Origin of the sequence: Reyranella sp., from assembly GCF_965229815.1 — a bacterium.
GTDB lineage: Bacteria > Pseudomonadota > Alphaproteobacteria > Reyranellales > Reyranellaceae > Reyranella.
The window spans coordinates 3,283,513-3,304,181 of record NZ_CBDDJN010000006.1; the positions used below are offsets into that span (position 1 = coordinate 3,283,513).

The 20,669-nt window shown below is 70.3% G+C and carries 19 protein-coding genes; 7 read left to right on the plus strand and 12 right to left on the minus strand.

Annotated elements, in window-relative coordinates; genetic code table 11:
• Window positions 1-35: 35 nt before the first annotated feature.
• On the plus strand, window positions 36-449 hold the full coding sequence (locus ACO073_RS27185; RefSeq protein ID WP_422002004.1) for a DUF3072 domain-containing protein: 414 nt from the start codon (window positions 36-38) through the stop codon (window positions 447-449).
• A gap of 82 nt (window positions 450-531) precedes the next feature.
• Window positions 532-1,740, plus strand: coding sequence for an MFS transporter (locus tag ACO073_RS27190; RefSeq protein ID WP_422002005.1), 1,209 nt, complete (start codon window positions 532-534; stop codon window positions 1,738-1,740).
• Window positions 1,741-1,755: 15 nt separating this feature from the next.
• On the opposite strand, the gene ACO073_RS27195 is transcribed toward ACO073_RS27190, so the two are convergent.
• The 5 genes from ACO073_RS27195 to dctP form a co-directional block, all read right to left on the minus strand.
• Window positions 1,756-3,018, minus strand: coding sequence for a radical SAM/SPASM domain-containing protein (locus tag ACO073_RS27195; RefSeq protein WP_422002007.1), 1,263 nt, complete (start codon window positions 3,016-3,018; stop codon window positions 1,756-1,758).
• Window positions 3,015-3,884, minus strand: a complete 870-nt coding sequence (locus ACO073_RS27200; RefSeq protein WP_422002009.1) for a D-hexose-6-phosphate mutarotase — start codon at window positions 3,882-3,884, stop codon at window positions 3,015-3,017. The genes ACO073_RS27195 and ACO073_RS27200 overlap by 4 nt, the downstream gene beginning before the upstream one ends.
• A gap of 87 nt (window positions 3,885-3,971) precedes the next feature.
• Window positions 3,972-5,294, minus strand: coding sequence for a TRAP transporter large permease (locus tag ACO073_RS27205; RefSeq protein WP_422002011.1), 1,323 nt, complete (start codon window positions 5,292-5,294; stop codon window positions 3,972-3,974).
• A 15-nt stretch (window positions 5,295-5,309) separates the two neighbouring features.
• Complete coding sequence (locus ACO073_RS27210; protein WP_422002013.1) at window positions 5,310-5,852, minus strand: TRAP transporter small permease subunit; 543 nt, start codon at window positions 5,850-5,852, stop codon at window positions 5,310-5,312.
• A 129-nt stretch (window positions 5,853-5,981) separates the two neighbouring features.
• On the minus strand, window positions 5,982-7,022 hold the full coding sequence (gene dctP, locus ACO073_RS27215; RefSeq protein ID WP_422002015.1) for a TRAP transporter substrate-binding protein DctP: 1,041 nt from the start codon (window positions 7,020-7,022) through the stop codon (window positions 5,982-5,984).
• 205 nt (window positions 7,023-7,227) lie between these two features.
• Here dctP and ACO073_RS27220 point away from each other — a divergent pair, with 205 nt between their 5' ends.
• Complete coding sequence (locus tag ACO073_RS27220; RefSeq protein ID WP_422002016.1) at window positions 7,228-7,974, plus strand: SDR family NAD(P)-dependent oxidoreductase; 747 nt, start codon at window positions 7,228-7,230, stop codon at window positions 7,972-7,974.
• 8 nt (window positions 7,975-7,982) lie between these two features.
• Here the strand turns inward: ACO073_RS27220 and ACO073_RS27225 are convergent, their stop codons facing one another.
• Entirely contained in the window at window positions 7,983-11,231 is a 3,249-nt protein-coding gene (locus tag ACO073_RS27225; protein ID WP_422002018.1) for an adenylate/guanylate cyclase domain-containing protein, read from the minus strand.
• A 221-nt stretch (window positions 11,232-11,452) separates the two neighbouring features.
• Here ACO073_RS27225 and ACO073_RS27230 point away from each other — a divergent pair, with 221 nt between their 5' ends.
• Window positions 11,453-13,567: a DUF4114 domain-containing protein gene (locus ACO073_RS27230; protein WP_422002020.1), complete on the plus strand. Its 2,115-nt coding sequence runs from the start codon at window positions 11,453-11,455 to the stop codon at window positions 13,565-13,567.
• A gap of 4 nt (window positions 13,568-13,571) precedes the next feature.
• Here ACO073_RS27230 and ACO073_RS27235 read toward each other — a convergent pair whose 3' ends face one another.
• The 4 genes from ACO073_RS27235 to ACO073_RS27250 form a co-directional block, all read right to left on the minus strand.
• Window positions 13,572-13,895 (minus strand): hypothetical protein, encoded by a 324-nt coding sequence (locus tag ACO073_RS27235; protein ID WP_422002022.1) that lies wholly within the window; start codon window positions 13,893-13,895, stop codon window positions 13,572-13,574.
• A 364-nt stretch (window positions 13,896-14,259) separates the two neighbouring features.
• Complete coding sequence (locus ACO073_RS27240; RefSeq protein WP_422002023.1) at window positions 14,260-15,597, minus strand: tetratricopeptide repeat protein; 1,338 nt, start codon at window positions 15,595-15,597, stop codon at window positions 14,260-14,262.
• Window positions 15,598-15,630: 33 nt separating this feature from the next.
• A complete protein-coding gene (locus ACO073_RS27245; RefSeq protein WP_422002025.1) occupies window positions 15,631-16,527 on the minus strand; it encodes a TauD/TfdA dioxygenase family protein in 897 nt (298 codons plus the stop codon).
• 70 nt (window positions 16,528-16,597) lie between these two features.
• Window positions 16,598-17,359, minus strand: coding sequence for an alpha/beta fold hydrolase (locus tag ACO073_RS27250; protein ID WP_422002027.1), 762 nt, complete (start codon window positions 17,357-17,359; stop codon window positions 16,598-16,600).
• A 151-nt stretch (window positions 17,360-17,510) separates the two neighbouring features.
• Here ACO073_RS27250 and ACO073_RS27255 point away from each other — a divergent pair, with 151 nt between their 5' ends.
• The 3 genes from ACO073_RS27255 (at window position 17,511) to ACO073_RS27265 (ending at window position 18,691) form a co-directional block, all read left to right on the plus strand.
• Window positions 17,511-17,906 carry a GlcG/HbpS family heme-binding protein gene (locus tag ACO073_RS27255; RefSeq protein ID WP_422002028.1) on the plus strand — a complete coding sequence of 132 codons (396 nt, stop codon included), beginning with the start codon at window positions 17,511-17,513 and terminating at the stop codon, window positions 17,904-17,906.
• Between the two features lie 153 nt (window positions 17,907-18,059).
• The gene (locus ACO073_RS27260) at window positions 18,060-18,317 is read left to right on the plus strand and encodes a toxin-antitoxin system TumE family protein (protein WP_422002233.1); all 258 of its coding nucleotides are present in this window, start codon (window positions 18,060-18,062) and stop codon (window positions 18,315-18,317) included.
• Complete coding sequence (locus tag ACO073_RS27265) at window positions 18,314-18,691, plus strand: helix-turn-helix domain-containing protein (protein ID WP_422002029.1); 378 nt, start codon at window positions 18,314-18,316, stop codon at window positions 18,689-18,691. The genes ACO073_RS27260 and ACO073_RS27265 overlap by 4 nt, the downstream gene beginning before the upstream one ends.
• A gap of 82 nt (window positions 18,692-18,773) precedes the next feature.
• On the opposite strand, the gene pcaB is transcribed toward ACO073_RS27265, so the two are convergent.
• Together pcaB and pcaG are read right to left on the minus strand one after the other, a co-directional pair.
• On the minus strand, window positions 18,774-20,087 hold the full coding sequence (gene pcaB, locus ACO073_RS27270) for a 3-carboxy-cis,cis-muconate cycloisomerase (RefSeq protein WP_422002031.1): 1,314 nt from the start codon (window positions 20,085-20,087) through the stop codon (window positions 18,774-18,776).
• Window position 20,088: 1 nt separating this feature from the next.
• The gene (pcaG, locus tag ACO073_RS27275; RefSeq protein ID WP_422002033.1) at window positions 20,089-20,667 is read right to left on the minus strand and encodes a protocatechuate 3,4-dioxygenase subunit alpha; all 579 of its coding nucleotides are present in this window, start codon (window positions 20,665-20,667) and stop codon (window positions 20,089-20,091) included.
• Window positions 20,668-20,669: the final 2 nt, after the last annotated feature.

The window sequence follows — 20,669 nt, forward strand, 5'->3', positions numbered from 1 at the left end:
CAGGGCCATCCGGCCACCATTCACTGGAGAAGCCGATGAACAGCCCGAAGGCGGATGACCGCCGTCGCAGATCTTCCGGAGGCGCCGCCGATCACCCGGCGTGGGATGAAAGGGTCGGCACGCCGAAGGACCGTCCTGCGACCGACATCGTCGAGGACGCGCACGGGCAATACAGCGCCTCCGGGCAGAGCGACGATCCCGCACGCAACGCGTCGGCCGTCCGCTCCGCGGGCGCGCATGGCCCGGCCCAGACGCCGGGCTTTGATGACGAAGGGGCGAATCCGCAGCCGCAGGAACAGCAGGCCGGCAAGGAACCCATGACGAGGGCCCAGGCGTCGCGTCTCAACACCCTCTGCGAAGAGGCCAAGGTCGAAACGCCGACACGACCGCTCAGCAGGCGCGAGGCCTCGGCCCTCATCGACCAGCTCGAGGCGCGCCTCACCCGCTGACACGACCCCTCGCATCCGCATGCCTGGCACCGCGCTTGACCGGTCCCGGGCGCCGGCCGAGTCTCGTGCCATGTCCGTCGCGATGCCCGCCCTTCCCGTCCGCCCCGAACGGCTGTGGGCGGCGCTGCTGGCGGCCACGGTGATGAACCTGCCGCTGGGCTCCGTCTATGCGTTCAGCGTCCTGCTGCGGCCGATCGAGCAGGAGCTGGCGATTCCGCGCTCGGCCCTGTCGCTGGTCTTCGGCCTTGCGACAGCGGGATTCACGGTGGGTTCGGTAGGCGCGGCCTTCCTCTATCGGGTCGCGCCCGCACCGGTGCTGGTGATGCTGAGCGCGCTTGCCGGCGCCTGCGGACTCGCCCTGGCGGCGACGGCGAACGGTCTCGCGCCCCTGCTGCTCGGCTACGGCATCGTGTTCGGGACCGGCGGCGGCGTCGCCTTCATCCTGCTGCAGCAGGGCGTCAACATGCTGGTGCGCCGCCGCCAGGGCCTGGTGAACGGCTATCTCGTCAGCCTCTACCCGATGGGCGCGATGATCGCGACGCCCGCCTTCCATGCCTGCAACGAGGCCTTCGGCTGGCGCACGACGCTGGGCGGGCTGGCGGCCGTGCTGGTGGCCTGCGGGGCTGCGGCGGCAGTGCTGTCGCGGCACAGCGGCGCGCGGCTGGTCGGTGTGCGTGCCGCCCCGTCGCCGACGGGTGGCGCGGCCCCCGACGACGGCCCTGCCCCGCTCGGCGCGACCTTCTTCAAGCTTGCCACGACCTTCTTCCTCGCCGCCGCGGCCGGACTGATGGTGCTGAGCCAGGCGCGCGAGATCGTTGCCGCCTATGGCGGCGCGACCACGCTCGCGGTGGCGGCGACGACGGCCCTCACCGGTGCGATCGCGCTCGCCCGCATCAGCGGCGGCTGGCTGGTGGACCGGTTCGCGGTGCCGCACGTCATGTGCGCCGCCAACGCCTTGGCGCTGGGCGGCGGGCTGCTGATGACCCTGCTGCCGGCGCCCGGCACGGCCGTGCTGGGGCTGGCGATGATCGGCCTGGGCTACGGCTTCGTGTCGGGCGCCACGGCCGGTGGCATTGCCCTCTACTGGCGGCCCGGCGACTACGGCCGCGTCGCGGGCCGCACCTACATCGCGTGGTGCCTGGCCGCCATCAGCCTGCCGGTGCTCGCGGGCTACCTGTTCGACCTCACGCACGCCTACGGCACGGCGGTGCTGATCGCCGCCGGCGCCAACATCGCCGGCATGGCGGTGGCGCTCACGCTGCCGCGCCGCGGCTGGCGGCAGGCGGGCTGACAGCCCGCTCTGCGGTCACGCGGTGGCCGGCTCGGCCTGCGCGGCGTAGCGACGGCAAAAGGCCTCGGCGAACAGGGAAGGCGACTTCTGGAGAAGCCGGAAATAGTCCTCGAGCCCGCGCAGGTCGGCGGCGTCGAGGCTGGCCCAGTACTTCCGGACGATCTCGCGGTCGCGGATCTGGTAGTGGTCGAGGAATGCCTCGCTGCGGGTGCAGGTGGTGCAGCAGCTGGTCGGGCTGTCGGCCGGAGCCTTCCCGCCGGCCGGGAAATCGCGGCGCACGGCTTCGAAGTGCCCGTTGCGCCAGATCTCGCCGAACGAGCCGGACGCACCGGTAACCTGGCCGAAGTCGGACTTGCGGTCGTAGAGGCCGCAGCAGGGGAGCACCGCCCCGTCGGCGTTCACCGTCGAATAGGAATAGTGCCAGCCGCAGGACCGATGGGCCGGCTTGCCGGGCGTCATCGGCAGGAGCCCGACCGGCGTTACGTAGTCGGCGGTGCTGAGCTGGGCCCGGCGATCGGTCTGGTAGGGGTTGGGCCTGCCCTCGCGCCGGTAGGTCGGGGTCCAGTGGTCGTAGTGCGGCATGAAAGCCGCATCGCGCGGCTGGAACACGATGCCGTGGTCCCGGCAGAAGGCGGCGGTTGCATCGATCTCGTGCTCGTTGAACGAGAAGATCAGGAAGCGCCATACGATGTTGGTGTCGAGCCCATGCCTTTCGCGGATCTCGACCAGGCGTTTCAGGTTGGCGATCACCAGGTCGAGCTGCCCGCCGGCGCGATACTTCCCGTAGGTCTCCTGGGAGAAGCCGTCGATCGAGGCGCCGAGCTCGTCGAGGCCAGACAGAAGGAGGTCTTCGAGCATCCCGTCGTCGCAGCGCAGCGAGAGGTTCGAATCCATGGCCGTGTAGATGCCCCGCTCGCTGGCCGCGCGGACATAGTCCGGCAGGCTGTCGTTCAGCAGCGGCTCGCCCCAATTGTAGAAGTTGCAATAGAACATGACGTCGCCGAACTCATCGAGGATGGAGTCGAGGACGTCGTGGCCCAGCCGTGCCAGCGGCGCGCGCTTGCGGAACGGCTGGCGGCGCTTGCGGAACTCGTTGTCCAGCCCCGTCATGCAGCCGCGGCAGCGCAGCTGGCAGATGCTCGACGGGTCGATCGTCATCACATAGGGGTAGGAACGCGGCTTGAGCACGCCGGCGATGCGCTCGTACTTGGCCGTCAGGAAGTTCTCAAAGGCCGCGTGCGAGGCCTTCTTGGGGATCGGCGCGCGCTGCTGGGTCATGCCACGCCGATGATCGTGGTCATGGTATGCCGCGCGCCGGGCGCGAGATGCACGGCGTTCGGACCGGCATTCGCCGTCTCGACGCACACGAAGTGCTTCCAGGCCTCGCCCAGATCGGCCATCGCCTTGCCCTTGGCCTCGCCCGGGTTCCACGCGACCGTCGTCGCCGAGCCCTGCTTGTCGACCCGGATCCGGCGCCCGAGCACGGGATCGTCGACCGTGCAGGAAACGGTCGTGTTCACGAAGGTGCGGTCGACCTCCCCGTCGAAGACGAGCGGGCCGTCGCCGGAGACGCGCTCGCGCAAACCCTCCGTCCGGTCGAGGAACGTCGTCTTTTCGAGACCGTGCACGCGGGTCTTCGCGGCATCGCCGACCCTGAGATAGTTGTGCAGGGCCGCCTGATAGACGAAGGCGGCGGCGCCGCTGTTCTCGACCTCGAGGGCGACCTGCAGGCGCGTGTCCAGCGTGATCCGGAGCCGGGCCACGAAGTCGGCGTCCCAGAGCGCGCGAGTGGCCGCGGTCGTCCCGAGGCGGAAGACGAGGCGCACGACACCGTCGGCGCCCTCCGCCTTCTCCTCCAGCAGCCATTCGCTGGTGCGCGCGAAGCCGTGGGCCGGCTTGGCCGGATCGGTGGGATGCGGGCCGAACCAGGGGAAGCAGAGGGGCACGCCGCCGCGGATCGCCGTTCCCCGGGCGAAGACCGCGCGCGGGCTGAGAAACAGGACCGGCGATGCCTGGCCCGCCGGCGTCCATTCGCAGACCTGCGCCCCGTACGCCGTCACGCGCGCCCGGCACCGGGACGTGTCGAAGACGAGGAAGGGGGGAAAGTCCATCGGCTCGGCGCTGCTCCACAAGTCTCTACCCACGCCGCGATGCTACACGATCGGCGGGGCGCCGTCGTCCGCCCCCGATCAGGTCGCGCCGGCCTCGGGAAAGTGGAGACCGCGCCGTCCCTATTTGGCGACGCCGAAGAACATGTTGGGGAAGTAGAGCGCGATGTCGGGGAAGGCGATGATGATCAGGACGCCCACGAAGGTGACCAGCACGTAAGGGATGACCGACCAGTAGATGTCGCTCATCGTGACTTCGGGCGGCGCCACGGCCTTCAGGTAGAAGAGGTTGAAGCCGAAGGGCGGCGTCATGTAGCCGATCTCCATCATGATGATGAAGATCACGCCGAACCAGATCGGATCCCAGCCGTAGCGCTGCAGCACGGGCAGGAAGACCGGCAGCGTGATCAGCATGATGCCGACGGGGTCCAGCACCATGCCGAGCAGCAGCAGCACGAAGAGCATGAAGGCGAGCGCCCCCCACTGGCCGCCCGGGATCAGCGACATCAGGTGGTTCATCAGGTCGTTGGCGCCCAGGGTCGTGTAGGCCGTCGAGAAGGCATGGGCGGCGAACAGGATCCACATGATCAGCGCCGTCAGCCGGAGCGTCTGCATCGCGGCGTCCGTCAGGACGGCCATCGAGAGCTTGCGATGCACCGCCGAGGCGGCCAGCGCGCCGAACACGCCGAGCGCGGCCGCTTCGGTCGGCGTCGCGAAGCCGCCGAAGATGGCGCCCAGCACCAGGCCCACGATCAGCAGCGGCAGGAACACGGCCTTGAGCGAGCTCAGCCGCAGCGACCAGTCGCCGCGTTCCTCGACCGGCAGCGCCGGCGCCAGCGACGGCTGCAGCCATGCGCGCACGAAGATGTAGATCGAGACCAGCACGAACAGCAGGATGCCGGGGCCGATTCCCGAGGCGAAGAGCCGGCCGACCGAGACCTCGGTCAGCAGCGCGTAGAGCACCATGAGGATCGAGGGCGGGATCAGGATGCCCCAACCGCCGCCGCAGTTGATCGCGCCGACGGCGAGGCGCTTGTCGTAGCCGCGCTCGAGCATGCGCGGCAGGGCGATCGTGCCCATGGTGACCACCGCGGCGCCGCTGATGCCGCTCATCGCCGCGAAGATGGCGCAGATCGCCACCGTGCCGATCGCCAGGCCGCCGCGGATGGATCCGAACCACACGTGCATCATGCGGTAGAGATCCTGCGCGACGCCGGATTTCTCCAGCAGCATCGCCATGTAGACGTACATCGGGATGGCGATGAGCGTGAAGCTCGTCATCGAATCCCAGAACTTCGACGCCACGATGTAGAAGCCGACCGGGCCCATCGTGAAGTACAGGAAGACGACCGAGATGCCGCCCAGGGTGAAGACGAGCGGCGTGCCGATGAACAGGAAGAACAGCAGCGAACCGAAGAAGAGGAGCGTGACGAGTTCGACGGACACGGGGGATTCTTCCGTTCAGTGAGAGGGTTCGTCGGTTGCCTGCTTGCCGAAGATCGCGGGATCGTTCTCGATGCCCATGACCGTGCGGATGTCCGACGCGATGCGCACCAGGCCCTGCAGCAGCAGCAGGACGCCGGCGACCGGAATCGCGACCTTGACCGGCCAGATGTACGGATTCCAGATGCTGTTCGAGGTCTCGAGCGCGACCGCCGATTCCCAGGCCATGTCGGTGCCCTGCCAGATCAGCACGCCGAGGAAGAGGAAGAACAGGAACGAGGTCGCGAGGTCGACCCGCGCCTTGTTCCGGGCGCTGAACCGGCCGTAGATGATGTCGACGTTGACGTGCGCCCGCTCGACCAGCAGGTAGCCGCCGCAGATCACGGCGTAGACGCCGAAGATCAGCTGCGCGAACTCGGCGGTCCAGATCGCCGCGCTGCCGACCACGTAGCGCATGATCACGTCGGCCATCAGCAGGAGGAACATCGGCGCGATCAGCCAGGCGGCGATCCGGGCGATCCATACGTTGAGGCGCGTGATGGCGCCCGCGATCTTCAGCATCCTGTCACCTGTACCGGGTCACGAGGAAAGGCGGCGGCATTCGGATGCCGCCGCCGGAGAGATGTCACATCGGGCATACGGGCCTCTCCCGGAGGATTCCGCGAGAGGCCGTCCGGCGCCACCGCCGGCTCAGACGTACCCGAGGTCCTTCATCAGGCCGATCAGCGCCTTGGCGCCCTTGGCCGCGATCGGCCCCTTGCCCTCTTCCTTCTTGAGGATCTTCTCGGACGCCTCGGCGAACTTCTTCAGCACGTCGTCCGGGAAGCGCACGACCTCGACGTTCATCTTGGTCACGCCGGTGTTGAGCGCGATCGCTTCCTTCTGCAGGTACTCGACCGAGCGCAGGAAGTACCGCTCCTCGAGCAGCGAGGTGAACTGCAGCTTGAGGTCGGGCGGAAGCTTGTCCAGCGCCGCCTTGTTGACGAGCCAGGCATCGTTGGTGATGCCGAGCGCCGGCTTCATGTGGAAGCGCGCGACCTCCCAGAACTTCATGGAGAGCGCGCCGATCGCCGCGCCCCAGTGGGCGCCGTCGACCACGCCGGTTGCCAGCGCCTGGTAGATCTCGGGTCCGGCGACCTGCTGCGGCGAGGCGCCGGCGGCCGCGAGGTATTCGAGCATCGTGCCGGACGACCGGACCTTGAGCGAGCCGAGATCGGCCGATGTCTCGATCTTCTTCCGCAGCACCAGCTCGGTCGGATAGGCCTTCTCGCCCTTGATGATCACGCCCTTGGGCCGCAGCTCCTCGTTGACCATGTCCTCGATGCCGAGGTTCTTGGTCAGCTGCAGCATCTCCCAGGTCTCGCGCAGCGTTCCCGGGACGCCGTAGAACAGGCCCATCGCCTGCGCCTCGCCCAGGATGTAGCCGGGCGAGATCGTGCCCATGGGCACCACGCCGCGGCGGACGATGTTGTAGATCTCGCGGTCCTTGGCGATCTCGCCGGCACCGAACAGTTCGAGCTTGAAGCGGCCGCCGGTGCGCTCCTCGAGCAGCTTCGCGAGGACGCCCAGGCTGTCGTTGAAGGAGCCGGAAGCCTTGGGCCAGTGCGACTGGACCTTCCACGTCACCTTTTCCTGCGCCATCGCACTGCCGATGATCGCCGGCGCGGCGACGACGACCGTCGACCCGGCGAGGATGGATCGGCGGTGGAGCGGGTTACCAAGCTTTACCACGTGAATTCCTCCATAACTTTCGCAGCCCGTGTGACACGCGCGGAACGGGCAAGTCAATCCGAGCAGGCTCTGCGGATCGTCATTCCATTTTGCGGAATGTCTTCGCGCACGGTCCGTGCCTCGAGCGGGCACCGGGGCGGCAAACGTCTTCACGATCGCGACCTCGCGCCGCTATGGTCGTCGCCCCTCTCAGGAGACGTACGGCATGAAGCTTTCGGGAAAGGTCGCGCTCGTCACCGGCGGTTCGCGTGGGATCGGACGGGCAACGGCGCTGGCGTTCGCCGCGGAGGGTGCCGACATCGCCTTCTGCCATCTCGACGACGGCACCCAGGCCGATGCGACCGCCGGCGAGATCCGCGCGCTCGGCAAGCGCGCGCTGCACCGGTCGGTCGACGTCGCCGACATCGCCGCCGGACGAGCCTTCGCCGAGGAGGCGGCGCGCGCGCTGGGACCGGTCGACATCCTGTTCAACAATGCCGGGATCAACATCCGCAAGCCGTTCGAGGCCTACACCGAGCAGGAGTTCGACCGCATCGTCGACGTGCATCTCAAGGGCATGTTCTTCATGGCGCAGGCCGTCTATCCGGCGATGGTGGCGCGGGGCGAGGGCTGCATCATCAACGTCGCCTCGCAGCGCGCGCTGAAGGGGGCGGTGAACTCGGCCCCCTACTCCGCCGCCAAGGCGGCGATCATGGGCTTCACGCGCGCGCTGGCCTGGGAGGCGACGCCCAAGGGCGTGCGAGTCAACGCCATCGCGCCCGGCCCGGTGGTCACCGACCTGACGGCGGCCATGACGCCGGAGGATCGCCAGGCCTTCATCGACGCGCTGCCCGTCGGCCGCTTCGGCCGTCCGGAGGAGGTCGCGGCGACCGCGCTCCTGCTGGCCGGACCGGACGGTGGCTTCTACGTCGGCGCCACGCTGTCGCCCAACGGCGGCGACGTCATGTACTGAAGCCGGCGTCAGGACGCGGCCGCGCCGTCGGGAGCCAGCATCGCCGCGGCGAGGACGGCATAGCCCGCCCGCCGGGCGGCATGACCGCGTTCGCCGAGTTCGGCACGGCCTTCCGGCGTCAAGCGACCGGTCGCGGCGTCGGCCAGCAGGACTCCGCGGCGCACCACCAGATCGGTGAACGGCGTCGGCTCGCGCTCGGCATAGGCGCCGAGCGCCAGCGCGTGCCGTCTTGCCGCCTCGCCATGCCCCTGGGCGAGCTCGGCCTCGATCGCGTATCGACGGAAGAAGAAGTGGTTGTGCCCGAGCGTCGGCGCCTCGAGCAACCGGTCGCCTTCTTCCAGCAGCGCTTCACGCTCGGTGGCGTCGTCGACCAACCGGGCCGCCAGGCCGAGCACGGCGGGCCCCAGATAGGCCATGGCATGTTCGCGGCAAAGCATCACCGCCTCGCGCGCCATGGACGTGGCCAGCGCCGCGTTGCCGGCCAGCGCCTGCAGCTCGGCGCCGAAGATCAGGTTCTCGCCCTCGAACCGCCAGGCGCCCAGCTCGGCCACGATGGCGCGAGCCCGGTCGACATGCGGCAACGCCTCTTCCGTGCGGCCCGATTCCATGCCGGCCAGCATCAGCGCGTGCAGGGCGATGAGCTCGGCCCGCGGATTGTGTGCCTGGCGCGCCATCACGCGCGCGAGCTCGGCCATCTCGCGCACCGAGTCGAGCCGCATCATGAAGCATTCGGCAATCGCCGCCATCGGTCGGTTGGCAATCTCCACCGAGGCCGTCCCCGCCCGCCGTGCCGCCTCAATGCAGCGCTGCAGCGCCTCGAGAGCCGAGCGCATCTCGCCGCGCGCATAGTAGGCATCGGCGAGACCGCCCAGCGCGCGCGCCACCAGCGCCGGCGACTGCGCCCGCTCGGCGAGGTCCAGCGCGGCGCGATGCTCCTGCATGCAGGCATCGACCCGGCCCATGGGGAACAGCAGATTGCCGCGCAGGTAGCGGCAGCGCGACGCCAGCGCCGGCAGGTCGACGGAATCGGCCAGGGCCTGCGCACGGTCCAGCGCCGCGGTCGCGCCGGCGAGATCGTCGACGATGCGCAGCGACTCGGCGATGCCGAGCTCGGCCTCGCCGCGGCCGACATCGTCCGAGGCACGCGCCAGCGCCGTCTCGAAATGGCCCCGCGCGGCGCGGGCCGCGCCGAGCTCGAGATGCAGGCGGCCGGCCAGCAGGGCGAGTGCCACGACGTCCGTGTCCTCGCGCGCCAGGGCCAGCCCGCGCTGGGCGTTCTCCAGCGCCGCGGCGAGACGGCCGGCATCGCGCAGGCGTTCGGCGGCGGCCTGGTAGGCGCGCGCCGCGCCGGGATCGGCCGCGCGGTCGAGATGCTGCGCGCGCAGCTCAGGCTCGCCCTCCCCCAGCCAGTCGGCGGCGCGACGATGCAGGCCGCGGGCGGCTTCCGACAGGAGCGAGGCATAGGTCGCCTCCTGGATCAGCGCATGCGCGAACATCAGGACGGTCCCGTCGCGGACCAGCAGGCCGCCGTCGAGCAGCGGCCGCGGATCGTAGGCGGGATCGTCCGTCAGCGCCTGCAGCGCCGGCGCGGGGAAGCGCTGCCCCAGAACGGACGCCGCCTGCAGGGCGGCGCGATCGGCGCGACCGAGCCGGTCGAGCCGCGCCTGCACGAGGCCGCGGATGGAGCTCGGCAGGGAAGGCGCCTCCGCCTCGGCGGCGCTGAGCGCGAGCTGCTCGAGGAACAGCGGATTGCCGCCCGACCGCGCCACGAAGCGGGCGACCTGGGTCTCGTCGACGGCGCTCGCCGCCGCCTGCGCGAGACGCCGCATCGCCTCGCCGGCGAGCGGCCCCAGCTCCACGACGACGACCGAGGCGCCGCCGAGGTCGCGCCGGAACGCCGAGTCGAGGGGATCGCCCTCCGGCCGCGACGTCGTCAGCAGCACCAGCGGCAGCGCCACGGTGAGCCGCGCGGCGGCGCGCACGAAGGCCCGCACCGTGTCGCTGGCCCAGTGCAGGTCCTCGACGCCGATCGCGAGCGGCGTGGCCGCGCTCGCCGCGCCGGCCAGCGCGGCGACGGCGTCGGCACGCAGCGCGCTGCGCCGGGAGTCCTGCATGGCGGCGTAGGGCGTGGCCAGTTCCGGGGGCATGTCACGCTCCAGCACGTCGTGCAGCGCCGCCCGGAGACCGGCCTCCACGGCCGGGTCCTCGATCCAGTCGGGCCGCACGGCGACCAGAGCTTCGGCCAGCACGCGCAGCGGCGTCTGGCGGCGGCCGGCGCCGAAGTCGAGCACCCGCACGAGGATCCCGACGAAGCCGCGGCGACCGGCTTCGGCAAGCGCCTCGGCCAGCAGCCGGCTCTTGCCGATCCCGGCCTCGCCGCGCAGGTGCAGGACCGCGCCATGCTGCGAGGCCGCCAGCATGGCGGCGATCTGCGCGAGCTCGATCTCGCGTCCGACGAACGGCAGGCGGCCGCCCGCGGCGCCGTCGCGCACCTCGTCGAGCCGCCACAGGCGCTGCGGCCGGGCGATGCCCTTGAGCGGCCGTTCGCCGAGCGTCGTGCCGCGCACGCGGCCGGCCACGGCGCGCCAGGTCGCATCGTCGAGCACGACCTCGCCCGGCCCGGCCTCGCCGACCAGGCGCGCGGCCAGGTTCACCGTGTCGCCCAGCACCGTGTAGTCGCGGCGCACGCTGCCGCCCATCTCGCCCGCCACGACCTCGCCGAGCGCGATGCCGATGTGGCTCGCGAGCGGCGCCGAGGCCGGCCGGCCGAGCTCGGCCGAGAGGAGCGGCACGGCGCTCCGGATGGCGTCGGCCGCCGCGACGGCGCGCAGCGGGTCGTCCTCGTGCGCCACCGGCGCGCCGAAGACGGCCATGGTGGCGTCGCCGATATGCTTGTCGACCGATCCGCCGTGCTCGACGATCAGCTCGTCGGCCCGCGACAGGAACCGGTCGACGATGCGCCGCATCTCCTCGGCGCCCAGCGCGCCCGAGAGCTCGGTGAAGCGGCAGAGGTCGGCGAACAGGACGGCCACCTGCCGACGCTCGGCCTCGGGTGCCGCCGCGGCCGGCGCTTCGCCCTCGCGCAACCGTGCGATGGCGTCGAGCAGGCGCTTGCGATGACCGAGCGAGCCGACGCCGAGCTCGCGCAGATCGTCGGCGCCCAGCCCGCGCAGCAGCGGTCCGTCGATGTGGTTGGCGACGAAGGAATCGCCGTATTGGCCCAGTCCCAGGGTCTCCAGCCAGCCGCGGACATCCATGCGAGCACCCGCCTCCCCTCGGGCAACGCTACGCGGTTCGCACGGCCGATGCATCATCTCCACCGTGACCCAGTGGCGACAACGGCGAGGCGGCGTGGGACGCCCGGTCAACGCCTTTGGGACGCCCAGTCAAACATCGCCGCCGGCGCAACTGCTAGTGTACGAACCCGCGGGGCTGTTCGACGTCCCGCGTTCGCGACAACCGTCGCGCAGGAGTACCGATGGAAGAAGAAGACGACAACGAGCCGCAGACCTACTTCCCGTCGGTGTTCAACACGGCCAAGGGCGGATTGTTCGGCGGCTTCTTCGACGGCGCGAGCGTGACCGACCCGAACGTCGCCGCCCTGATCATGGACTACCGCTGGACGACGTCTTACCTGGGCGCGACGGCGGCGACGACCATCAAGTACTTCTTTCCCACCTCGGCGGCCGACTACCAGATCTTCCCCTCGCCCAACAGCGTCGACCCGGTGTCGCACGTTCCGGTCACCGACATCCAGAAGGCGGCCGTGCTGGCCAGCCTCGGCCTGATCGAATCGTACACCCAGCTCACCTTCGTCCAGGCCGCCTCGGGCACCGCCGCGGACGCCACCCTGCGCTTCGCCCAGACGACGAGCGGCAACGGCGGCTCGCACGCCCGCTTCCCCTCCAACGACGGCCCCTATTCCAAGTCCGACAGCCGCGACGCCGGCGACAACTTCCTGGGCACAAACGGCGATCCGCCCGGCCAGTTCTTCGGCACCGACCAGTTCAACACGATCATGCACGAGCTGGGGCACTCGATCGGGCTCAAGCACGGGCATGACACCAGCCTGCACGGCGCGCTGGCGCCGCAGTACAACGACAACGAATTCTCGGTCATGACCTACGCGAGCTGGCTCGGCTCGCCCGGCGTCGACGTCGCCCCGACCGAGGCCATCGCGGGCTCCTCGCCGCAGAGCTACATGATGTTCGACATCGCCGCCCTGCAGGAGCTCTACGGCGCCAACTTCGGCAAGCTCGGGATCAAGGCGGTCTATACCTGGGACACGGTCACGGGCCAGCAGCTCATCGACGGCAGCGCGGCGCCGAATATCGGCGCCTCCTCGACCAGCAAGATCTTCTCGACCGTGTGGACGCAGGGGGCGCTCGCCTTCTTCGATCTCAGCGCCTTCACCCAGGACCAGGTCGACGACCTTCGTCCCGGTCACTGGCTGAAGTTCGACGACACCAAGATCGCCGAGCTCAACAGCCTCGCCGCACCGGGCGATCCCGACTACTATCTGGCGCAGGGCAACGTCTACAACGCGCTCCTCCATCACGGCGACCTGCGGTCGGCGATCGTCGGCCTGACGACGGGCATCGGCAACGACACGCTGATCGGCAACGACCGCGACAACGTGCTGAACGGCGGCGCCGGCGACGACATCGTCGTCACCGCCGGCGGCAACGACACGGTGAGCGGCGGCGCCGGCGCCGACACCTTCCATTTCGGCGGCGGCCATTCGACCCTGCGCGACACGCTGGCCGACCTCAACGGCGACACGGTCCGCGAGTTCGGCTTCGGCGCCGTCGACGTGCTGGGCGCCCGCCTGGGCTGGGACAGCGTGTCGGTCACGGCCGGCCAGACCACCATCAGCTCGGGCGGATCGACCGTCACCCTCGACGGAGGCTTCGCCGGCAACGGCGTCTTCCTCCTGTCGGCGCGCGGCAGCGGCGCCGACGCCCATACCGGGCTGAGCTACGTCAACTACCTGCCGACGCTCGCCGAAGGCGTGGCCGTCGACACGGCGTCGATCAACGGGCTCGCGGCCCAGCCTTTCCTGAGCGGCGACGGCGCGGTGCGCTTCACGCTCGACCTCAAGTCGGCGGTCTCGGCCTTCGCCAACAGCCTCGGCTACTACAAGATCGCGGCCGACGGCACGATCTCCGACGTCCATATCCTGTTCGCCAACACGCTCGACGTGGCGGCGGGCGCCCGGACCGTCGATCTCGGCGTGCCGGCGAGCGGCGAGCATATCGGCTTCTTCCTGATCCAGGACGGCTTCCGCGCCTACGGCAACCTCGCCGACGACCTCCTCTTCCTGGCGCCGGGAACGAACCAGGCGGCCACCACCAACAGCGGGCTGGCGATCCTGTCGAGCGCCAGCGCCGGCGCACTCACCACCGCCCAAATCTTCCATTCCTCCGCCGGCCTCAATCCCGACGGCGCCACCCAGGTCCTGTCGGGCGTGCAGGCCGGCGGGCTCGAGCTTCAGGTCGGCTTCGAGGACCTGCCGACAGCCACCGGCGACCGCGACTTCCAGGACGTGGTGATAGCCATCCACGTGAACGGCGACGGCTTCCTGTTCACCTGACCGATCAGGGACCGGCGGGCGTGTCGACGATCACGAGGGCGTCGCTCCTGACGTCGACGTGCTTGCGGCCCTCCGGCTGAAACAACTCGTCGGGCGCATACTGGAAGATTTCCACGTCCTCTCCCTCGCACTGCATGATCCGCGACCGGTCGACGGCCTCCCGCCGCTCGAAGCCGAGGCCGAGATGGGGCACCATTCGAGGGTCCGCCGTGCTCGATGCCACCCACATGATCACCGGCACGAAGCCCGGCCCCTGTTCCGTCTCGAACCAGGCCGCAGTCCTCTCGACGAGGCGCACCGCCTCGGGCGTGATGGACACTTTCCTCATGTCTTCCTCATGCCGGAGGCCCAGACCTTGCCTCCCCAAGGAGAGGACATGGGTCACGGGAGGATGATAGTGCAGTTTGGCAGGCGGATCAATAACCTCAGTAATTATACCATAACGAAAGTCTGCTCCTGATGTCTGGGAGCCCTCCTGATTCACCGACTTTTTGGGCTCCAGAAGGGGCCGGGTATAGGGACCTCCGGGGCCGCTCCCCCAAGGGTTTGTGGCGGCCCGCCGTCGATGCCGGCAGTGCCGTCACCTGAGGCACAATCCGCTTGGCTGGAGTCAGCCGGACCGATTGCACGCGCTGAGGCCAGCATCCCCTGTGCATGCGATCCCGGTTGGGTGGAACCGCGTGCGAGTCCATCTAGCCGGAACTCGCTCCGCCCAGCGCCGCCTCGAGGCCCGTCACCGGCGGGCCGGCGGCGTCCGGCCGCCGCGCCTCAAGCAGGCGCCGCGCCTCGTCCAGGCGGTTGGCCCGCAGGCAGGCGCCGAGCAGGGTGAAGTCGATCAGGTCGTGCTGGGCGCGGCTGCCGCCGATGCGCTCGTTCTGGCCGGCGAGCGGCGACAGCGCCTCGATGGCCGCGTCGTCGTCGCCGCGCTCGAAGGCGAGGAAGCCGCGCGCCAGCGCCGGCAGATAGTCGCCCGAGAGGTAACGCCCCTCGCGCGCCAGTGCCTCGATCTGGCGGGCGCGCGCGTCGGGCGCGGCCGCCTCGCCGCGCGCCGCATCGCCCATCACGGCCTGGGCCAGGATGACGTGAAGGTCGTAGAGCCCGTTGCCCGGCCGCGGCAGCGCCGCCAGCGCATGCTCGTGCAGCGCCCGCCAGGCGGCGGTGTCGCGCGGATGGCCGGCCAGCTCGGAGCGCCACAGGAAGGCGGCGCCGTCGGAGATCTTCTGCTGCGGCCCGCCGCTGTGCCGGTCGGGCGCGATGGCGTCGCGATAGAGGCGACCGGCTTCGGCGGCGTTGCCGGCCAGGATCTCGCACAGCGCCAGGTGCCAGCTGAGATGGCCGTGGAAGAAGCCGTCGCGCGGATAGTCGGCGAGCCATCCCGGCAGGAAGGCGCGCGCCGCCGCGAGGTCGCCGGTCTCGTAGCAGACATGGGCGAAGGCATGGGCGCCGTGGGCATTGTCGCGCCTGGCCGCCAGCGACCGCTCGGCGAGCGCGCGCGCCCGCGCGAACTGCCCGTCCTCCGCCAGCGCCAGCGCGTGATAGGAGGCGAACCAGGGATCGTCGCCGTAGGCCGGCGCCAGCCGGTCCATCAGGGACGCGACCTGCTTCTTCTGTCCCAGCTGCCCCGAGCCGCCGATCAGGCCATTGGGATTGGACGCCGTGGCGACCACCAGCGCATCGCGCGGCCACGCGTCGAGATGGGCGTACAGGGCCGCCAGCGCCGCGTCCGTCTCGCCGGCGAACACGCGCTCGAGGAAGGCGACATGGCTCGCCTCGCGTTCGGACGCCGACGCCGTCAGCTCCCTCGCTGTCGTCAGCGAGGCCCGCGTCGCCGCGACGTCGCCCTGCCGCAGCAGCACCTGCGCCCGGCCGGCATGGGCCAGGGCGAAAGCGGGGTCGGCCGCGATCGCCCGGTCATAGGCCGCGAGCGCGCCGGGATAGAAGGTGAGCGCCAGCCGGGTCGCCTCGACATAGGCGTCGCACGCAGCCGGCGATGCCGTCGTCAGGGGGAGATCGTAGAGGTCGTTCGGCATGAAAATTCCTCGGCGCTCCGGGCAAAGACGCGATCAGGCGGCAGCGGCGGCGCCGGCCCTGGCCGTCGGCGTTTCCTCCAGCGACGAGCAGGCGCCGCTGACGCGGGTCTGGCGCATGTAGCGGCGGTGGCGGTCGGCATCGTAGCCGCTGCCGGCATGGAGCAGGCAGCGATTGTCCCAGAAGACGACGTCGCCCGGCTGCCAGGCATGGTCGTAGACGTGCTCCGGCCGGATCGCCTCGTCGGTCAGCCCGTCGATCAGGGCGCGACCTTCTTCCCGGCTCATGCCCTCGATCTCGCGGACGTGCGAGCCGAGGAACAGGTTGCGCGCGCCGGTCGCCGGGTTGGTCCGCACCAGCCGCTGGCGCACCGGCGGCAGCGAGGCGGCCAGCTCGGGCGACACGGCATCGGGGGCGACCTTCGAGCGCGAATAGACATAGTCGTGGATCGCGATCAGGGGCTCGAGCTCGGCCTGGCGCTCGGGCGACAGGCGGTCCCAGGCGGCGCGCAGCGAGACGAACATCGTCGTGCCGCCCTCGGACGGCGTCTCGTAGGCGCACATGATCGAGAGGTAGGCCGGCACCGGTTTGAACGAGGCATCGGAGTGCCACATGTTGTTGCCGGTCAGGAAGATCGTCTTCCTGTGCGTGTTGCCCAGCACCGACCCGTCCTGCTGGACGTTGCCGATGGTGCCGAAATACTCGACCTTGCCGAGGCTGGTGTGGCTCGGCTCCGGGTTGCCGAGCCGGCGCGTGAGGGCGAGCTGTCGGTCGTCGTCCATCGACTGGTCGGGAAAGCAGACGAACGAATACCGGTCGATCGCCGCCCTGATCTCCTCGACCAGTTCGGGGGGCAGCGGCCCGGCGAGATCGGCGCCGCGGAGGCGGACGCCGAATTCCGGATGCAGCGGCTCGTAGTACAGCGCGTTCATGGCACCTCCGGGGACCTTGCGGCCAGGCCGTCACCAGCCGCCCGACTCTAGCCCTCCACCGCCGCGCCAGCTATGCCGCCGCGCCGCCCTTCGGAACGTGCGCCTTCAGGAACCGGCGGACCCGGTCGATCGTGCGGGCCTTGAGGTCCGGCGGGTCGCGCCACGGGAAGACCGTGATCTCGGCATTTGGTGCCAGGGACGCCACGTCGACCGAGGTCGGCAGCGGATGCGACGACGTATCGTCGGGCAGGACAAGGATCGGCGTCGGGCAGCCGGCGATGAAGTCGCGCGGGACGCTGTAGAGGAAATCGGGCTGCGCGCGGAAGAGGCTGTCGAAGTATTTCTCGATCGTCTCCTCCGACACGTCGGGCCGGCGCTCCCGGAAGCCGGCGAGCCAGTTCTGCCGGCTGTGGCGCACCATGACGTCCGGGTCCTCGGGCCGGTGGCCGACGGTCTGGCAAAAGACGGCGGCGACGACGCGGTCCCGCGCCCGCTGCAGCAGCTTGCCGGCGAAGCAGCCGCCGATGCAGTAGCCCATGTAGAAAAACTCCCGGATGCCGAGATGGTCCATCAGCCCGAGCTGGTCGTCGGCAAACGCATCCCACGCGTTCTCGACCGGCACGGGACCGGTCGACTCGCCGCCATTGGCGTTGCGCTGGTCCATGGTGATGCAGCGGAAGTCGTCCTTGAATTCCTCCATCGCGTTGAACACCGCCGTCTGCCAGTTGCTGACCCGCGAGTTCAGGCCGCCGCCGGGGGTGACCAGCAGGGGAAAGCCCGAGCCGGTCTCCTCGTAGCGGATGCGAACGTCGCCTGACTGATAGAACGGCATGAACTCCTCCCACGGACGGCCGGGCGTCACTGTAGCGGCACGTCTCCCGCGGTTCGATCCCGACCTTCGGTCTCGACCGGCAGCGCGAAACGCCAGATTGTCCCGCGCCGGTGTAGGATGATGCGTCTTCCCCACGGAAAGGACCGACCTCATGACCCTCACCCTCGCGGAGGCGAATCGCGTGATCGCCGGCGCCATCGAGAAGGCCGAGCAGATCGGCGCGAAGATGAACATCGCGGTATGCGACGCCGGCGGCCGGCTCCTCGCCTTCCAGCGCATGGATGGCGCCATGTGGGCGGGCTCCTTCGGCAGCCAGGGCAAGGCCATCGCCTCGGCCGCCTTCGGCCGCCCGAGCGGCGACCTGACGCCCCGCGCCGATCACCCGACCCTGCGCGGCATCGCCGCCGCCGAGGGCAACCACATGTTCTACGGCCAGGGCGCCGTGCCGATCTTCCGCGACGGCACCCTGATCGGCGCCTGCGGCGTCGGCGGCGGCACGGCGCAGGAGGACGAGGACTGCGCGCGGGTGGGGGTGGAGAGGCTTTGAGGCCCCCAACGCGTGTTCCTTGTTGATGTTGCCTTAGTATGATAACCGTGCGCTGTGAATCACCCGCGTGATCCGACCCTCGACGTGCTTCTCGACCTCGATGGGCAGGTTCTCGTGGTAGACCCAGAAGGTGGTCATTGGGTCCGGTTCGTCGTGAGAAGGGTCCCGGCATCATCGAGGAAGCCGCATGGCATCGACTACTCGCTCACGCTCCACGGCCCGGATGGCGGACGGCTGGTCGGGTTCGACAATGCCCATCCCGTAGCGAGCCAGAAGCAGGGCGAGCCGCAGGACCACCGTCATCGATTGCGGACGACCAAGGCCTACTCTTACCGGGACGCAGCGAGTCTGCTTGCAGATTTCTGGACGACAGTGGATGCCGTGTTGCGCGAGAGAGGGGTGATCCGATGACCACGCTGAAGGTGGGCATTGCCAGCTATGAGGAGATGAAGGCCCGCACCATGGCTGTGGCGCGTGGCAAGCGTCGCGTCTCCGTCAGCGAGCCCAAGGTCTGGTTCACGTCGACCGAGTCGTTTGCAAAGGTCCTGTCCGCCGGCAATCGCGATCTGCTCCGCCTCATCGTCGAGAAGGCGCCCGGCTCCCTCGACGAACTGGCCCGTCTCACGGGCAAGGCCAAGTCGAACCTCTCGCGCACGCTGCGCACGATGGAAGGCTACGGTCTGGTCCGCCTCGAACGCGGCGAGCGAGGGCGCATCGCGCCGAAGGTGCTGCACGATCGCGTGGAACTGGACTTGCCGCTCACATTGTCGCGAAAGGCGAGTTGACCCCTTCGTCGGCTTGCCGGCTCACGTCCGGACTTTACGGTGGCTGTCCGGCGGCGAGCAGCGCAGACGCCGGGACACGAGGTCAGCGCCGCTTCAGCTCCGCGAGCAGCCGGTCCACGAACCTCGGCGAATAACCCAGCAGCGCCGCCTCGTCGGCCAGCTCCGTCTCGAGCCGGCCCAGCGCCTCGACGAACGAGCCGCCGCTTTCGGCCGAGCGGGCGAGCGCCTCCTCGACCAGCTTGCCGGCCTTCTGCTTGCCCATCCTCGCGGCCAGCAGGAAGGTCGCGCGCTCGGCCAGCACGGCGGCCTCGGTGGCGTCCATGTTGGCCTGCATCGCGTCGGCGTCGAAGGAGAGGCCGGACGCGACCTCGTGCATCGCCTGCGTCGCCGAGGCCAGCGCCTCGACCAGGGCGGCGAGCGTCGGCCATTCGGCCTGCCAGCCGCCGAGCGCTCGCTCGTGCTCCTGCGGCAACGCCGCCACGATGGTGGCGGCCAGCATCGGCGCGCGGGCGGCGGCCGAGAGGACCAACGCGGCGCCGACGGGGTTGCGCTTGTGCGGCATGGTCGAGGAGCCGCCGCGGCCGGGGCCGGACGGCTCGGCCGCCTCGCCCAGCTCGACCTGCATCATCAGCGAGATGTCGCGCGCCGCCTTCGCCAGGGCGCCGACGACCAGCGCGGCATCCTGGGCCAGCGCCGCCACGCGCACGCGCTGGGCGAACCAGGGCGCGGCCGGCAGGTCGAGCTTCAGGCGCTTCGCCAGCGAGACCATGACGCGCTCGGCCTTCTCGCCCAGCGCCGAGAGGCTGCCCGAGGCGCCGCCGAACTGCAGCACCTGGGTCTCCTCGAAACTGGCCTCGAGGCGGCGCGTGGCGCGGGCAATGTCGGAGGCCCAGCCGGCGATCTTCTGGCCGAGCGCGAGCGGCGTCGCCGGCTGCAGCAGGGTGCGGCCGAGCATCGGCGTCCGGCGGTGCTTGCGTGCCAGGCCCGCGAAGGCCGCCACGATGGCGTCGAGCTCCTTCAGGACCGGCGGCAGCGCCTCGCCGAGTTGCAGCACCATCGCGGTGTCGATCACGTCCTGGCTGGTGGCGCCCCAGTGCACGTAGCCCGCCGCCGCGGCATCGCGCCGGGCGACCGCCTCGGTCAGCGCCTTGACCAGCGGCACGGTGAGCGTCGCGGTGCGCCGTGCGGCCTCGGCCAGCGCGGCGGCATCATAGAGGGCCGGATCGCAGGCCTTGACGATGATGGGCGCGGCGCGCCTCGGGATCAGGCCGGCGTCGGCCGTCGCCTGGGCGAGCGCCGCCTCGAAGCGCAGCATGTGGCGCAGCGTGGCGAGGTCGGAGAAGGACTCCGCCGCCAGCGCCGCGGAGCCGAGCGCGTTGACCAGGCGCCCCGCCATGTCAGACGTCGAAGAAGACGGTTTCGGTCGGCCCGCCGAGGTGGATCGGCAGGCGCCAGGCGCCCTGCTCGTCGCGCCGGGCGATCAGCGTCAGCCGCCGCGCCGGCTCGACCAGCTTCAGCACGGGATCCTCGGCCAGCGCCGGGTCGCCGTCGAAGTAGAGGCGCGTCGCCAGGCGGTTGAGCACGCCACGGGCGAAGATCGAGACGTTGAGATGCGGCGCCTGCAGGCTGCTACCCCCGGCCCCACCATGCGGCCAGGGCACGCGGCCGGGCTTCACGGTGGAGAAGCGGGCGCAGCCGTCGGTGAAGGTGGAGGCGCGGCCGAAGCCCTCGAAGCCGGCATCGAGCGGCAGGTTGCGGCGATCGTCGGGATGGTTGTAGCGGCCGTGGCTGTTGGCCTGCCAGAGCTCGAACAGCCCGTCGGTGACGATCGCTCCGTCGACGTCGTGGAGCTCCAGGACGACCTCGATGCGCTCGCCGGGCACGCCGGCGGGCGCGAGGTCGCAGTGATACGTGTTGACGACCGTGCCCCAGTAGAAGGGCCCGATGGTCTGCGACGGCGTGAGGACGGACGACATGG

Bases quoted from the DNA above. Each gene is read 5' to 3' on its own strand.
- ACO073_RS27185 (WP_422002004.1), top strand. From the start codon at position 36: ATGAACAGCCCGAAGGCGGATGACCGCCGTCGCAGATCTTCCGGAGGC.
- ACO073_RS27190 (WP_422002005.1), top strand. From the start codon at position 532: ATGCCCGCCCTTCCCGTCCGCCCCGAACGGCTGTGGGCGGCGCTGCTG.
- ACO073_RS27195 (WP_422002007.1), bottom strand. From the start codon at position 3,018: ATGACCCAGCAGCGCGCGCCGATCCCCAAGAAGGCCTCGCACGCGGCC.
- ACO073_RS27210 (WP_422002013.1), bottom strand. From the start codon at position 5,852: ATGCTGAAGATCGCGGGCGCCATCACGCGCCTCAACGTATGGATCGCC.
- ACO073_RS27220 (WP_422002016.1), top strand. From the start codon at position 7,228: ATGAAGCTTTCGGGAAAGGTCGCGCTCGTCACCGGCGGTTCGCGTGGG.
- ACO073_RS27225 (WP_422002018.1), bottom strand. From the start codon at position 11,231: ATGGATGTCCGCGGCTGGCTGGAGACCCTGGGACTGGGCCAATACGGC.
- ACO073_RS27230 (WP_422002020.1), top strand. From the start codon at position 11,453: ATGGAAGAAGAAGACGACAACGAGCCGCAGACCTACTTCCCGTCGGTG.
- ACO073_RS27235 (WP_422002022.1), bottom strand. From the start codon at position 13,895: ATGAGGAAAGTGTCCATCACGCCCGAGGCGGTGCGCCTCGTCGAGAGG.
- ACO073_RS27240 (WP_422002023.1), bottom strand. From the start codon at position 15,597: ATGCCGAACGACCTCTACGATCTCCCCCTGACGACGGCATCGCCGGCT.
- ACO073_RS27245 (WP_422002025.1), bottom strand. From the start codon at position 16,527: ATGAACGCGCTGTACTACGAGCCGCTGCATCCGGAATTCGGCGTCCGC.
- ACO073_RS27250 (WP_422002027.1), bottom strand. From the start codon at position 17,359: ATGCCGTTCTATCAGTCAGGCGACGTTCGCATCCGCTACGAGGAGACC.
- ACO073_RS27255 (WP_422002028.1), top strand. From the start codon at position 17,511: ATGACCCTCACCCTCGCGGAGGCGAATCGCGTGATCGCCGGCGCCATC.
- ACO073_RS27265 (WP_422002029.1), top strand. From the start codon at position 18,314: ATGACCACGCTGAAGGTGGGCATTGCCAGCTATGAGGAGATGAAGGCC.
- pcaB (WP_422002031.1), bottom strand. From the start codon at position 20,087: ATGGCGGGGCGCCTGGTCAACGCGCTCGGCTCCGCGGCGCTGGCGGCG.
- pcaG (WP_422002033.1), bottom strand. From the start codon at position 20,667: ATGTCGTCCGTCCTCACGCCGTCGCAGACCATCGGGCCCTTCTACTGG.